Origin of the sequence: Streptomyces sp. NEAU-sy36 (assembly GCF_013423905.1) — a bacterium.
In the GTDB taxonomy this organism is placed as follows: Bacteria; Actinomycetota; Actinomycetes; order Streptomycetales; family Streptomycetaceae; genus Streptomyces; species Streptomyces misionensis.
On sequence record NZ_CP058977.1, the window covers coordinates 2,134,150 to 2,147,680 of the forward strand.

13 protein-coding genes are annotated in these 13,531 nt (G+C 68.9%); 11 read left to right on the plus strand and 2 right to left on the minus strand.

Translation table 11 applies throughout. The annotated features are described in order from the left end of the window. Positions 1 to 2: 2 nt before the first annotated feature. Positions 3 to 305 (minus strand): ferredoxin, encoded by a 303-nt coding sequence (locus HZZ00_RS09725; RefSeq protein WP_180331819.1) that lies wholly within the window; start codon positions 303 to 305, stop codon positions 3 to 5. A 521-nt stretch (positions 306 to 826) separates the two neighbouring features. Between HZZ00_RS09725 and arc the strand changes: the two genes are divergently transcribed. From arc to prcA, 6 genes are all read left to right on the plus strand, one after another. Then, positions 827 to 2,593: a proteasome ATPase gene (gene arc, locus HZZ00_RS09730; RefSeq protein ID WP_070030254.1), complete on the plus strand. Its 1,767-nt coding sequence runs from the start codon at positions 827 to 829 to the stop codon at positions 2,591 to 2,593. 232 nt (positions 2,594 to 2,825) lie between these two features. Beyond that, positions 2,826 to 4,337 carry a depupylase/deamidase Dop gene (gene dop, locus HZZ00_RS09735; protein WP_374028520.1) on the plus strand — a complete coding sequence of 504 codons (1,512 nt, stop codon included), beginning with the start codon at positions 2,826 to 2,828 and terminating at the stop codon, positions 4,335 to 4,337. Between the two features lie 171 nt (positions 4,338 to 4,508). Then, positions 4,509 to 4,727: a ubiquitin-like protein Pup gene (locus HZZ00_RS09740; RefSeq protein WP_180331820.1), complete on the plus strand. Its 219-nt coding sequence runs from the start codon at positions 4,509 to 4,511 to the stop codon at positions 4,725 to 4,727. 14 nt (positions 4,728 to 4,741) lie between these two features. Continuing rightward, positions 4,742 to 5,359 carry an endonuclease VII domain-containing protein gene (locus HZZ00_RS09745; RefSeq protein ID WP_180331821.1) on the plus strand — a complete coding sequence of 206 codons (618 nt, stop codon included), beginning with the start codon at positions 4,742 to 4,744 and terminating at the stop codon, positions 5,357 to 5,359. Then, positions 5,311 to 6,156 carry a proteasome subunit beta gene (gene prcB, locus HZZ00_RS09750; RefSeq protein WP_180331822.1) on the plus strand — a complete coding sequence of 282 codons (846 nt, stop codon included), beginning with the start codon at positions 5,311 to 5,313 and terminating at the stop codon, positions 6,154 to 6,156. The genes HZZ00_RS09745 and prcB overlap by 49 nt, the downstream gene beginning before the upstream one ends. Positions 6,157 to 6,219: 63 nt before the next feature. Further along, complete coding sequence (gene prcA / locus HZZ00_RS09755) at positions 6,220 to 6,966, plus strand: proteasome subunit alpha (RefSeq protein WP_180331823.1); 747 nt, start codon at positions 6,220 to 6,222, stop codon at positions 6,964 to 6,966. A gap of 66 nt (positions 6,967 to 7,032) precedes the next feature. Here the strand turns inward: prcA and HZZ00_RS09760 are convergent, their stop codons facing one another. After that, on the minus strand, positions 7,033 to 8,049 hold the full coding sequence (locus HZZ00_RS09760; protein ID WP_180331824.1) for a LacI family DNA-binding transcriptional regulator: 1,017 nt from the start codon (positions 8,047 to 8,049) through the stop codon (positions 7,033 to 7,035). A 123-nt stretch (positions 8,050 to 8,172) separates the two neighbouring features. On the opposite strand from HZZ00_RS09760, the gene HZZ00_RS09765 reads away from it, so the two are divergent. From HZZ00_RS09765 to HZZ00_RS09785, 5 genes are all read left to right on the plus strand, one after another. Continuing rightward, complete coding sequence (locus HZZ00_RS09765; protein ID WP_180331825.1) at positions 8,173 to 9,432, plus strand: MFS transporter; 1,260 nt, start codon at positions 8,173 to 8,175, stop codon at positions 9,430 to 9,432. 9 nt (positions 9,433 to 9,441) lie between these two features. Next, entirely contained in the window at positions 9,442 to 10,803 is a 1,362-nt protein-coding gene (pafA, locus tag HZZ00_RS09770; protein ID WP_070030246.1) for a Pup--protein ligase, read from the plus strand. A gap of 340 nt (positions 10,804 to 11,143) precedes the next feature. Further along, the gene (locus tag HZZ00_RS09775) at positions 11,144 to 11,950 is read left to right on the plus strand and encodes an FKBP-type peptidyl-prolyl cis-trans isomerase (protein ID WP_257585725.1); all 807 of its coding nucleotides are present in this window, start codon (positions 11,144 to 11,146) and stop codon (positions 11,948 to 11,950) included. Between the two features lie 84 nt (positions 11,951 to 12,034). Then, positions 12,035 to 12,406 carry an FKBP-type peptidyl-prolyl cis-trans isomerase gene (locus HZZ00_RS09780; RefSeq protein WP_180331827.1) on the plus strand — a complete coding sequence of 124 codons (372 nt, stop codon included), beginning with the start codon at positions 12,035 to 12,037 and terminating at the stop codon, positions 12,404 to 12,406. A gap of 147 nt (positions 12,407 to 12,553) precedes the next feature. Continuing rightward, on the plus strand, positions 12,554 to 13,531 hold the full coding sequence (locus HZZ00_RS09785) for a YafY family protein (protein ID WP_180331828.1): 978 nt from the start codon (positions 12,554 to 12,556) through the stop codon (positions 13,529 to 13,531).

The window sequence follows — 13,531 nt, forward strand, 5'->3', positions numbered from 1 at the left end:
GGTCACTCCGCGTCCGGACCGTACACCTCCACCCTGTCCGAAACCCTGCGCACATGAATGCACTCACCAGGACACTCCTTGGCCGAGTCCACCACATCGGTGAGCAACGGCAGCGGCACCGGCACCGTCGCCCCCGCCTCCTGGAGCAGCTCGTCGTCCGCGCCCTTCACATAGGCCAGACCGTCGATGTCCAGTTCGAACACCTCCGGGGCGTACTGGGCACAGATCCCGTCGCCGGTACACAGGTCCTGGTCGATCCACACCTCCAGCGCCTCACCGGCCGGGGCCTCCTGCTGCACGGTCACCTCTCCTGACATCGGTTCGCCGGACACCCCGGCGGACACCCGGCCCACCGGGACCACCCGGCGGGGCAGTCGAACACGCCCGACCCTACCCCCGCCCCCCGGACCCGCCACCTCCGGCCGCCCCCGGGTTTCCACCCCCGCCCCGTCGGGTACGAGCGCTCGACCAGGGACAGGACGCCCCACACCCGGGGCGAACACTTCCAGCCAAGCCCGCGGTGACACCGACAGGCCCCACCGTCGCTCTGCGTGAGAACCGCACGAGCGCCCTGCGGCCTGCCCGCAGACGGGCCCGACCCGGCCGGAGCCGACAACTCCGGCCACCCACGAAGGGTTTCGACCACGCCAACCATGGAACAAGCTGCTTCCCCATCACGTTGAGTGGGTATCCCCTCCGTGCGAGGGAGTGTGCGCCGGGTGACCGACGACACACCTTGACAGTCTTTGTGATCTAGGGGTTTCAATCGACACCCACCCAGGTAGGGTCTGGAAGCGTCCAGCTCCCCTTGGAGGAGGTGAGGACCGTGGCAGCCCACGACGACGACATGAACCGCGGCATCCGCCCGGGACGCGGGTCCGAAGACCCGTCCGGGCAGATCGCCTACCTTGAGCAGGAGATCGCCGTCCTGCGACGCAAGCTCGCCGACTCTCCGCGACACACGAGGATTCTCGAAGAGCGGATCGTCGAGCTGCAGACCAACCTGGCCGGCGTGTCCGCCCAGAACGAACGGCTGGCCAACACTCTGCGCGAGGCCCGCGACCAGATCGTGGCCCTCAAGGAGGAAGTCGACCGGCTCGCCCAGCCGCCGGCCGGCTTCGGAGTCTTCCTGCAAGCCAACGAGGACGGCACCGCCGACATCTTCACCGGCGGCCGCAAACTCCGCGTCAACGTCAGCCCCAGCGTCGAGCTCGACGAACTGCGCCGCGGCCAGGAAGTCATGCTCAACGAAGCGCTCAACGTGGTCGACGCCATGGAGTTCGAGCGCGTCGGCGACATCGTCACCCTCAAGGAACTCCTGGAGGACGGCGAACGCGCCCTCGTCCTCGGACACACCGACGAAGAACGAGTGGTCCGGCTCGCCGAACCCCTCCTCGACGTCACCATCCGACCCGGCGACGCACTCCTGCTCGAACCCCGCTCCGGATACGTCTACGAAGTCGTCCCCAAGAGCGAGGTCGAGGAACTCGTCCTCGAAGAAGTCCCCGACATCGGCTACGAAGCCATCGGCGGCCTCGGCAACCAGATCGAAGCGATCCGCGACGCCGTCGAACTGCCGTACCTCTACCCCGACCTCTTCAAGGAGCACGAGCTGCGCCCGCCCAAGGGCGTCCTGCTCTACGGCCCCCCCGGTTGCGGCAAGACCCTCATCGCCAAGGCCGTCGCCAACAGCCTGGCCAAGAAGGTCGCCGAAGTCACCGGCCAAGCCGCCGGCAAGAGCTTCTTCCTCAACATCAAGGGCCCCGAGCTCCTCAACAAGTACGTCGGCGAAACCGAACGCCAGATCCGCCTCGTCTTCCAGCGAGCCCGCGAGAAGGCCAGCGACGGCACCCCCGTCATCGTCTTCTTCGACGAGATGGAATCGCTCTTCCGCACCCGCGGCTCCGGCGTCAGCTCCGACGTCGAGAACACCATCGTCCCCCAGCTGCTCGCCGAGATCGACGGAGTCGAAGGCCTGCAGAACGTGGTCGTCATCGGCGCCTCCAACCGCGAGGACATGATCGACCCCGCCATCCTGCGCCCCGGCCGCCTCGACGTGAAGATCAAGATCGAGCGCCCCGACGCCGAAGCCGCCAAGGACATCTTCGGCAAATACCTCACCGAACGCCTTCCGCTCCACACCGACGACCTCGACGAACACAGCGGCGACAAGAACGCCACGGTCCAGGCCATGATCCAGACCGCCGTCGAGCAGATGTACGCGGAATCCGAGGAAAACCGCTTCCTGGAAGTCACCTACGCCAACGGCGACAAGGAAGTCCTCTACTTCAAGGACTTCAACTCCGGCGCCATGATCGAGAACATCGTGGGCCGCGCCAAGAAAATGGCGATCAAGGACTTCCTCGAAAAGAACCAGAAGGGCCTCCGCGTCTCCCACCTCCTCCAGGCCTGCGTGGACGAGTTCAAGGAGAACGAGGACCTGCCCAACACCACCAACCCCGACGACTGGGCCCGCATCTCCGGAAAGAAGGGCGAACGGATCGTCTACATCCGCACCCTCATCACCGGAAAGCAGGGCGCGGACACCGGACGCTCGATCGACACGGTGGCGAACACCGGTCAGTACCTGTAAAAGCGGGGCGGCTGCGGGTGCCCACGGCGGGTACCCGCAGCCGACTGCTTTTCTGGCCACGACCGGAGCAGGCAATGACGCAAATGATCTCCCCACCAGCGCAAAGGCGTTCTAGGCTCTTTCCTACCGCCGAGTCGCGCAGTGCGGGCACGGGCACCGCACACGCACCGGAGCGCCAGCGGTACGTGAGCGGAGCCCATCACCGAGGGCGCCGCCGGGCAAGGAGGGCCGCATGACCGTACGGCGAGTAATGGGCATCGAGACGGAGTACGGGATCTCCGTCCCCGGCCACCCCAACGCGAACGCCATGCTCACCTCGTCCCAGATCGTCAACGCCTACGCGGCGGCGATGCACCGGGCCCGCCGGGCCCGCTGGGACTTCGAGGAGGAGAACCCGCTACGCGACGCGCGAGGCTTCGACCTCGCCCGGGATGCCGCCGACGCCAGCCAGCTCACCGACGAGGACATCGGCCTCGCCAACGTGATCCTCACCAACGGCGCCCGGCTCTACGTCGACCACGCCCACCCCGAATACAGCGCCCCCGAGGTCACCAACCCCCGCGACGCAGTCCTGTGGGACAAGGCCGGCGAACGCATCATGGCCGAGGCCGCCGAACGGGCCGCACAGCTCCCCGGCGCCCAGCCCATCCACCTCTACAAGAACAACACCGACAACAAGGGCGCCTCCTACGGCACCCACGAGAACTACCTCATGCGGCGCGAGACCCCGTTCTCGGACATCGTGCGCCACCTGACGCCGTTCTTCGTCTCCCGCCAGGTCTTCGCCGGCGCCGGCCGCGTCGGCATCGGCCAGGACGGCCACGAACACGGCTTCCAGCTCAGCCAGCGCGCCGACTACTTCGAGGTCGAGGTCGGACTCGAGACCACCCTCAAGCGCCCCATCATCAACACCCGCGACGAACCCCACGCGGACGCCGAGAAGTACCGCCGACTCCACGTGATCATCGGCGACGCCAACCTCTCGGAGATCTCCACCTACCTCAAACTCGGCACCACCTCCCTGGTCCTCGCCATGATCGAGGACGGCTTCATCGCCGTCGACCTGGCCGTCGACCAGCCCGTCCGCACCCTGCACCAGGTCTCCCACGACCCGTCCCTCAAGCGCCTGGTCACCCTCCGCAGCGGCCGCACCCTCACCGCCGTCCAGCTCCAGATGGAGTACTACGAGCTGGCCCGCAAATACGTCGAGGAACGCCACGGAGCCGACGCCGACGAGCAGACCAAGGACATCCTCAGCCGCTGGGAGGACACCCTCACCCGGCTGGAGAACGACCCCATGAGCCTCGCCGGCGAACTCGACTGGGTCGCCAAGCGCGAGCTGATGGAGGGCTACCGCCGCCGCGACGGCCTCGACTGGGACGCCGCCCGGCTGCACCTGGTCGACCTCCAGTACGCCGACGTACGCCCCGAGAAGGGCCTCTACAACCGCCTGGTGGCCCGCGGCCGGATGAAGCGCCTGCTGGACGAGTCCGAGGTCGACAGGGCCCGTACCAAGCCGCCCGAGGACACCCGGGCCTACTTCCGCGGCCGCTGCCTGGAGCAGTACGCGGACGACGTCGCCGCGGCCAGCTGGGACTCGGTCATCTTCGACCTCCCCGGCCGCGACTCCCTCCAGCGCGTTCCAACCCTGGAACCGCTACGCGGAACGCGAAATCACGTCAAGGAGCTACTGGACCGCTGCCGTACCGCGGAAGACCTGGTCAGGGTCCTCTCGGGCGGATGAGCGGGCCAGGGGGGTACTCGGTGCGGCCCCGGGCGGCGGGTGGAAATCCCGCCGCCCGGGAATCATCGAAGTGGCCCCCGCACGTTGGAGAAACTGCGGGGCCGATGTCGGACCCGGCTTGTAGGGTCTGATCATCACCGATCGGCAGGCTAACTGAGCGGGGTGAGGGTTATGGCAACCAAGGACACCGGCGGCGGCCAGCAGAAGGCCACACGTTCCACCGAGGAAGTCGAGGAGCAGGCGCAGGACGCCCAGTCCTCGGAAGAACTCAAGGAACGCCACGAGAAGCTGAGCGACGACGTGGACTCCGTCCTGGACGAAATCGATGATGTGCTCGAGGAGAACGCAGAGGACTTCGTTCGAAGCTTCGTTCAAAAGGGTGGAGAGTAGATTTCACCTTCGAAATGAAGGTCACCCGGGGGTCGTGGTTGGGAAGCGAAGATGAGGCGAAGCGTTGCTCGCGGTGCAAGCAGTACCGGCCGCGGGCAGCGTTCGCGCGGAACAAGTCGATGCGTGACGGGCTCCAGGCCTATTGCCGCGAGTGCGCGGCCCGCTATCACCAGGACCGTCAGCTGGCCAGGGGGAAGAACGTCCGGCCACGGGTGGGGGCGCCCGAAGGCCACAAGTTCTGCCGTACCTGCGGAGCGATCAAGCCGCACAGCGAATGGCCCCGCAACAGCAGCGCCTCGGACGGTCTCGGGACCTTGTGCAAGGCGTGTAAGGCGGTGAAGGGGCGACAGCGCCATCTCAAGCGCAGCTACGGACTCACCGAAGCGGAGCGCGATGCGATGGTCGGTTCCCAGCGGGGTCTGTGCGTGATCTGCCTGAAGGCTCCGGCCGCGCATGTGGATCACTGCCACAAGACGGGTAAGGTCCGTGGCGTACTGTGCTTCAACTGCAATTCGGCCATCGGCAAGTTGGGGGACGACCCCGACGCCGTACGCCGGGCCGCCGCCTATCTGGAAGGAAACTCGTGGAAGCCAATACTCGTGGCACCGGGCGTCTACCAGCTGCCTTCCTGACGCCAGGATCTTCCTCTTTCATGGACTTCGTCGCCGAGCACCAGCCGGAGCTGCTGCCGGGCAACCGGCAGTTGCCGCCGACCCAGGGGGTGATCGAGGCCCCGCACGGCACCACCATCGTGGCGGTGACGTTCCCCGGGGGCGTGGTGCTCGCCGGTGACCGCCGGGCGACGATGGGCAACGTGATCGCCCAGCGGGACATCGAGAAGGTGTTCCCGGCGGACGAGTACTCCGCGGTGGGTGTCGCCGGTACCGCCGGTCTCGCCGTGGAGATGGTCAAGCTCTTCCAGCTGGAGCTGGAGCACTTCGAGAAGGTCGAGGGCGCCCAGCTGTCCCTGGAGGGCAAGGCCAACCGGTTGTCGACCATGATCCGTTCCAACCTGGGCATGGCCATGCAGGGCCTGGCCGTGGTGCCGCTCTTCGCGGGGTACGACGTGGACCGGGGGAAGGGCCGCATCTTCTCCTACGACGTCACGGGCGGCCGCTCGGAGGAGCACCACTTCGCGGCGACGGGTTCGGGCTCGGTCTTCGCCCGTGGTGCGATGAAGAAGCTGTTCCGTGACGACCTGGCCGAGGAACAGGCCACGACGCTGGTGGTCCAAGCCCTCTACGACGCGGCCGACGACGACTCGGCGACCGGTGGTCCCGATGTCGCCCGCCGGATCTACCCGATCATCACCGTGATCACCGAGGACGGTTTCCGCCGGCTCAGTGAGGACGAGGCCTCGGAGCTGTCGCGTGCGGTGCTCCAGCGGCGCCTGGAGGAGCCGGACGGTCCCAGGGCGGCCCTGCTGTAGGCGCGGGTCCGGTTGTTTTCGAAGGTGATCACAGTGACGCTGACAGAAAGGGACGGATAACCGGTGTCGACGCCGTTCTATGTCTCACCCCAGCAGGCGATGGCGGACCGGGCGGAGTACGCCCGCAAGGGCATCGCGCGTGGCCGCAGTCTGGTGGTCATGCAGTATGCCGACGGCATTGTGTTCGTCGGCGAGAACCCGTCCCGTGCGCTGCACAAGTTCAGCGAGATCTACGACCGGATCGGCTTCGCCGCGGCCGGTAAGTACAACGAGTACGAGAATCTGCGCATCGGTGGTGTCCGTTACGCCGATCTGCGTGGCTACACCTATGACCGGGACGATGTGACGGCGCGGGGTCTGGCGAACGTGTACGCGCAGACGCTGGGCACCATCTTCTCGTCGGCGGCGGAGAAGCCGTACGAGGTGGAGCTGGTGGTGGCCGAGGTGGGGGAGACCCCCGAGGGCGATCAGATCTACCGGTTGCCGCACGACGGATCGATCGTGGACGAGCACGGTTCGGTCGCGGTGGGTGGTAACGCTGAGCAGATCAGTGGCTTCCTGGACCAGCGGCACCGGGACGGGATGAGTCTGGCGGAGGCGCTGAAGCTGGCGGTGCAGGCGCTGTCCCGGGACACCAACGGCAGCGAGCGGGAGATTCCCGCGGAGCGGCTGGAGGTGGCGGTGCTGGATCGTACGCGTCCGCAGAAGCGGAAGTTCAAGCGGATCGTGGGCGGTCAGCTGGCGCGTCTGCTGGAGGCGGGTGGTGCCGCCGCGGGTGCGGAGGGTGCCGAGGAGTCGGAGGCGGAGTAGTCCGTCGTTCGTCAGTTTCGTGGGTGCGTGCCCCGGCCGTGGTCGCGGTCGGGGCACGCGGCTGTTCTAGGGGGTCTGCGGGGGCGCTGTGGAGCCTCGTACGGCGAGGTGGACGGGGATGTCGTCGGCGTCGGGCCGGCGGCCGTCCAGGACGGCCAGGAGGGCGTGCATGCCTTGTTCGCCGAAGCGTTCGGCGTCGAGGCGGACGGTGGTGAGTTCGGGGTCGAGGGCGGTGGCGAGGGCGAGGTCGTCGATGCCGGTGACGGAGATGTCGTCGGGGATGCGCAGGCCGAGGCGGCGGGCGGCCTTGTAGGCGCCGGCGGCGAGTTTGTCGTCGTCGCAGACGATCGCGGTGGGCCGGGGGCCGGGGGCGGTGAGGGCGGTCTCGGTGGCGGCTCGTGCGCCTTCGATGGAGATGGGGGCCCGGGCCGTGCGCAGTTCGGTGTCGGGTGCGGCGGCGAGGCGGGTGGTGAGTTCGCGGGCGCGGACGTCGAAGGTCCAGGAGGGTACGTCGGCGGCGAGGTGCAGGAAGCGGCGGTGGCCGAGGGTCAGCAGGTGGTCGGTGAGCTGGCGGACGCCGTCGGCGATGTCGAGGTTGACGGTGGCGGCGCCGAGGCTGCCTTCGGGGTCGCTGTCGAGCATGACGAGGGGGAGTCGGTCGCCGCGGATGGCGGTGAGGGCGTCGGCGGCCATGGAGGAGGCGAGGACGCCGTCGAGGGCCGCCTGGGCGGAGGCGAAGGGGTCGCGGGCGGGGCCGATGCCTTCGGGGGAGGGGTAGAGGACGACGCCGAAGCCGTGCTCGGCGGCGACGCGGGCGGCGCCGGTGTAGACGCCGGCGAAGAACTCGGTGGTGAGGGCGGGGACGACGAGCAGGACGGTGCGGGTGCGGCCGAGGCGGAGGTTGCGGGCGGCGAGGTTGGGCCGGTAGTCGAGTTCGCGGGCGGCCTGGCGGACGCGTTCGGCGGTGGCCGCGGAGACGCGGCCGCGCCATTTGTCGCCGAGGACGAGGGAGACGGCGGCCTGGGAGACGCCCGCGGCCTGGGCCACGTCGCGGCTGGTCGGGCGCGTGCTGCTGCGTGCCACTGGGGGCCTGCTCCTTCACCTGGACGCGTGAACTGCGCACATGGTACGTATGAGAGGGGAAGTTATACGTAACACTTGAGGGCGTCGAGGCGCCTGGGGCGAGCCACGGGAGGCGCCGCGACAATGGCCACGGGTTATCTGGAGATACTCCGGGCGCGGCATGCGCTGCGGCTGCTCACCGGGACGCTGGTGGGCCGGCTGCCCAATGCGACGGCGGCGATCGCGCTGGTGCTGTTCGTGCGCGCCGCGGGGGGCACGTACAGCCTGGCGGGCGCTCTGGCGGCCGTCTACGGCGTCGCCAACGCGGTGGGCCAGCCGGTGCTGGGGCGGCTGGTGGATCTGTACGGGCAGCCGCGGGTGCAGTTGCCGGCGGCGGTGCTGGCGGCGGTGGCGATGACGGTGTTCGCGTTCTCGGGTACCGATCCGCTGCCGTTGGCGTACGTGGCGGTGGGGGCGTCCGGGCTGTGCGCGCCGCCGTTGGAGGGCGGGCTGCGGGCGCTGTGGCCGTCGGTGCTGCGCCGTGAGGAGCAGGTGCACACGGCGTACGCGATGGACGCGGTGGCCCAGGAGGTGATGTTCACGCTGGGCCCGTTGCTGGTGACGGTGTGCGCGGCGGTGTGGGACGCGCGGGCGGCGCTGCTGGTGCTGAATGTGCTGGGGGTGCTGGGGGCGCTGTCGGTGGTGGTGTCGCCGCCGTCGCGGGCGTGGCGGTCGGCGCCGCGGGAGGCGCACTGGCTGGGGGCGTTGCGTTCGCCGGGTCTGCTGGCGTTGCTGGGTGCGTTCCTGTTCGTGGGGATCGCGCTGGGTTCCATCACGGTGGCGGCGGTGTCGTACGCGGACGGTCATGGCGGGGACGCGGTGTACGGCTGGTTGATGGCGGGGCTGGGGCTCGGTGCGCTGGTGGGTGGTTCGGTGTACGGGGCGCGGCAGTGGCCGGGAGTGCCGGAGCGGCGACTGCGGGTGCTGGTGGCGCTTCTGGCGGTGTGTTATCTGCCGTTGATGCTGGTGCCGGGTGCGGTGGCGATGGTGTTGCTGTCGGTGGTGTCGGGGGTGTTCCTGGCGCCGTGCATCGCGTGTGCGTTCATCCTGGTGGACCGGCATGCGCCGCGGGGGACGGTGACGGAGGCGTTCTCGTGGCTGGTGACGACGTTCACGGTGGGTGCGTCGGTGGGGACGGGTCTGACGGGGCCGGTGGTCCAGGCGGGTGGCACGGTGTGGGGTTTCGCGGTGCCGGGGGTCGCGGGGGCGGTGTCGTTGCTGGTGTTGCTCGGCACGGGGCGGGTGCTGGCAGCTCCTGTGCGGGGTGCGGTGGTTGCGGCTTCATCGGAAAATGATCCAAATCGTGCTGTCGAACCCCGTTTCAGCTCCACGGATCGGGCGTAATGTTCCCTCATGGACCGCCGCATTTTCGGGCTGGAGAACGAGTACGGCGTCACGTGCACGTTCAGGGGACAGCGCCGCCTGTCGCCTGACGAGGTGGCGCGGTACCTCTTCCGCCGTGTCGTGTCATGGGGCCGCAGCAGCAATGTCTTTCTGCGAAACGGCGCCCGGCTCTATCTCGACGTGGGGTCACATCCGGAATACGCGACACCCGAGTGTGACAATGTGATCGAACTGGTCACCCACGACAAGGCCGGGGAGCGCATTCTCGAGGGACTCCTGGTGGACGCGGAACGACGCCTGCACGAGGAGGGAATCGCGGGCGACGTCTACCTCTTCAAGAACAACACCGATTCGGCGGGCAACTCCTACGGGTGCCACGAGAACTATCTGGTGGCGCGGCACGGGGAGTTCTCCCGGCTCGCGGACATTCTGATCCCGTTCCTGGTCACGCGGCAGTTGCTGTGCGGCGCGGGGAAGGTGCTGCAGACGCCGCGGGGTGCCGTCTACTGCGTGAGTCAGCGTGCCGAGCACATCTGGGAGGGTGTGTCGTCGGCGACGACCCGTTCCCGGCCGATCATCAACACGCGGGACGAGCCGCACGCGGACGCGGAGCGTTACCGCAGGCTGCATGTCATCGTGGGCGACTCGAACATGTCGGAGACCACGATGCTGCTGAAGGTCGGCGCCACCGACCTGGTGCTGCGGATGATCGAGGCGGGCACGGTGATGCGGGATCTGACGCTGGAGAACCCGATCCGGGCGATCCGGGAGGTCAGCCACGACATCACCGGGCGGCGCAAGGTGCGGCTGGCCAGTGGCCGGGAGGCGTCGGCGCTGGAGGTGCAGCGCGAGTACTTCGACAAGGCCGTGGACTTCTGCGACCGCCGTGGCATCCGTACCGGGACGGTCGCGCGGGTGCTGGAGCTGTGGGGCCGGGCGCTGGAGGCGATCGAGACGGAGGAGCTGGACCGGATCGCCACCGAGATCGACTGGGTGATGAAGTACAAGCTCATCGAGCGGTACCGGGCCAAGCACAACATGACGATGTCGCATCCGCGGGTCGCGCAGATAGACCTCGCGTACCACGACATCCACCGCCGGCGTGGGCTGTACTACCTGCTGGAGAAGAAGGGGCAGGCGGCGCGGGTCTGCAATGACGTGCGGATCTTCGAGGGCAAGTCGGTTCCGCCGCAGACGACTCGGGCGCGGCTGCGCGGTGACTTCATCCGGCGGGCGCAGGAGCAGCGCCGGGACTTCACGGTGGACTGGGTGCATCTGAAGCTCAATGACCAGGCGCAGCGCACGGTGTTGTGCAAGGACCCGTTCCGTTCGGTGGACGACCGGGTGGAGAAGCTGATCGCCGGAATGTAGGCGGACATCGGGTGAGGTGGTGTGTCCGGTGGTGTGTGCCGGAACGCCACACGGGCGCCGTACCTTTCGGGTGCGGCGCCCTTCTCGGTCGTAGAGTTGCGCGCACGTCATCCGCAAGTCCGACCGATTACGAGGCTCTTCCGTGCGCCGACGTTCACTTCTTCTCGCCGCCGTTCCCGCAGGTCTGGTCACGCTCGCCGGGTGTGGCGGCTCGTCCGGTCACAGTGACGCGGGGGTGTCGCCGTCGCCGTCGGCGCCGAGCGCGCCTCCGCCGCCGAAGATCGTGGACGGGCCGCTGCCGCCGATCACGGCGGGCAAGCGGTTCGGTGAGAAGCCGACCGTGGCGAAGGGGACGGGCGATCCGTCGAAGAACCTCGCGGTGCGCACGGTGGTTCCGGGCCGGGGTCGCGCGGTCGCGGAGAACGACTTCATCCAGGCGAACTATCTGGGGCAGATCTGGGACACCGGCAAGGTGTTCGACAATTCGTACGACCGGCATGCCCCGCTGGTGATGCAGCTGGCGCAGGGGAGCCTGATCGACGGCTGGCGGTATGGGCTGACCGGGAAGAGGACGGGTAGCCGGGTGCAGATCGCGGTGCCGCCGACCTGGGGTTACGGCAAGTCGGGGGATCCGCAGGCGGGGATCAAGGGTACCGACACGCTGGTCTTCGTGGTCGATCTGATCGATTCGTTCAACTCGAAGAGTTCGGCGCGCGGCAGGGCCGTGCCGCAGAACGATCACGCGCTGCCGAGGGTGGGCACCAACACCGATGGGGCGGTGCCCACGGTCGTGGTGCCGCACACCGCCGCGCCGGACAAGCTGGTGTCGGCCTATGTGCTGGAGGGCGACGGCCCGGAGCTGAAGGCGGACCAGACGGTGCTGTGCCAGTTCCAGGGGCTGGTGTGGGACGGCGGCAAGACGTTCCAGCGGACCTACGGCTCGGGCCGGCTCAGCCAGTTCTCGCTGTCGCAGATGCAGCAGACGGTGAAGGGGCTGGCGCAGGGGCTGACCGGGAAGAAGGTGGGCAGCCGGGTGCTCGTCGTGGTGCCGCCGCAGCTGGGCTACGGGGACAACCCGCCGAGCGGGGGCCCGATCGGCAAGGGCGCGACGCTGGTGTTCACGGTGGACATCCTGGCCGCCATGTAGCGGGGGTGTCCGTGGCGGGCGGTGGTCCCGTGGGGATGAAAGACTGGCGGGGTTTCGTGTCGTACCTACGCAGGAGCTTTTGACGTGAACATCGAGAAGCCCGAGATCGACTTTCCCGAGGGCCAGGCCCCGGCGGACCTTGAGATCAAGGACATCTGGGAGGGCGACGGAGAGGTCGCGAAGGCGGGCCAGACCGTCACCGTGCACTACGTCGGTGTCGCCTTCAGCACCGGCGAGGAGTTCGACGCCAGCTGGAACCGCGGCACCCCGTTCCGCTTCCCGCTGGGCGGCGGCCGGGTCATCGCGGGCTGGGACCGGGGCGTGCAGGGCATGAAGGTCGGCGGCCGTCGCCAGCTGACCATTCCGGCCCACCTCGCCTACGGCGACCAGAGCCCGACCCCGGCGATCAAGCCGGGCGAGACGCTGATCTTCGTGGTGGACCTGCTCGCCGTCTGAGCCACCCCGAGCCATCGGCCGTGTCCGACCGGATCCGACCGTCTGGGGCCCATGCCTGTCCGGGCATGGGCCCTCGGCTTTTGCCACCGCGCCCGGGAGCGGTACGGTCAACGACCGGAAGCACAACAGGGAAGGCGAAGGGCGTCGATGGCCATTGCCAAGGCCGAGCGGCTGATGAACCTCGCGCTGTGTCTGCTCGGCGCACGGCGTCCGCTCAGCAAGCGTGAGCTGCGCGATTCCATCGAGGCATACGTCGAGGCCGCGCGCCCGGACCGGGCCGGGGTGAGCAGCGACGACTCCTTCAACCGGATGTTCGAGCGCGACAAGGACGATCTGCGCGAGCTGGGCCTGGTGATCGAGACCGTCGAGAACATCGACGGCGAGGTCGGGTATCTCGCCCGCCGGGACAGCAACCGGCTGCCGCCCATCACCCTGGACGCCGAGGAGGCCGCCGCCCTGGGCCTGGCCGCCAAGGTGTGGCAGCAGGCCCGGCTCGCGGGTGCCGCCAGCGGCGCCCTGCAGAAGCTGCGTGCCGCCGGGCTGCCCGAGGAGGTCGATCCGTACGAGGCGCACGGCGCGCTGGAGCCGCGCATCCCGGTGCACGAGGCCGCGTTCGAACCGCTGATGCTGGCCTGCCGCGACCGCCGGCCGGTGGTGTTCGACTACCGCAAGGCCACCGCCGCCCGCCCCGAGCCCCGGCATGTCGAGCCGTGGGCGCTGGAGTGCTGGCGCGGCCACTGGTACCTGGCCGGTTTCGACCGCGACCGGGGCGCCGAGCGGGTCTTCCGGCTGTCCCGGATCACCGGCAAGGTGCGCTCGCGCGGTACGGGCTTCACCGCGCCCGTGCCCGACGTGGTCACCGTGCGGGAGACGGTGGCGGGCTGGGCCGGCGAGACCGCCGACCGCTCGGCGCTGATCCGGCTGCGCTCCGGAGCCGGCTACCCGCTGCGGGCGAAGGCCGTCAAGGTGCGGGAGCTGGGCGACGGCTGGGACGAGCTGGAGATCCCCTACGGGCACGGCCTGGACGCCTGGCTGGTGGAGTTCGGCCCGGACGTGGTGGTCGTGGAGCCCGCCGAGCTGCGGGCCGATGTGGTGGACCGGCTGCGTGCCGTGGCCAAGGGCTGA

What these genes read in the sequence shown, in the direction of transcription:
- dop (WP_374028520.1), top strand. Translation starts at nt 2,826, where the DNA reads ATGACCGTACGGCGAGTAATGGGCATCGAGACGGAGTACGGGATCTCC.
- HZZ00_RS09740 (WP_180331820.1), top strand. Translation starts at nt 4,509, where the DNA reads ATGGCAACCAAGGACACCGGCGGCGGCCAGCAGAAGGCCACACGTTCC.
- HZZ00_RS09745 (WP_180331821.1), top strand. Translation starts at nt 4,742, where the DNA reads ATGAAGGTCACCCGGGGGTCGTGGTTGGGAAGCGAAGATGAGGCGAAG.
- HZZ00_RS09765 (WP_180331825.1), top strand. Translation starts at nt 8,173, where the DNA reads ATGGCCACGGGTTATCTGGAGATACTCCGGGCGCGGCATGCGCTGCGG.
- pafA (WP_070030246.1), top strand. Translation starts at nt 9,442, where the DNA reads ATGGACCGCCGCATTTTCGGGCTGGAGAACGAGTACGGCGTCACGTGC.
- HZZ00_RS09785 (WP_180331828.1), top strand. Translation starts at nt 12,554, where the DNA reads ATGGCCATTGCCAAGGCCGAGCGGCTGATGAACCTCGCGCTGTGTCTG.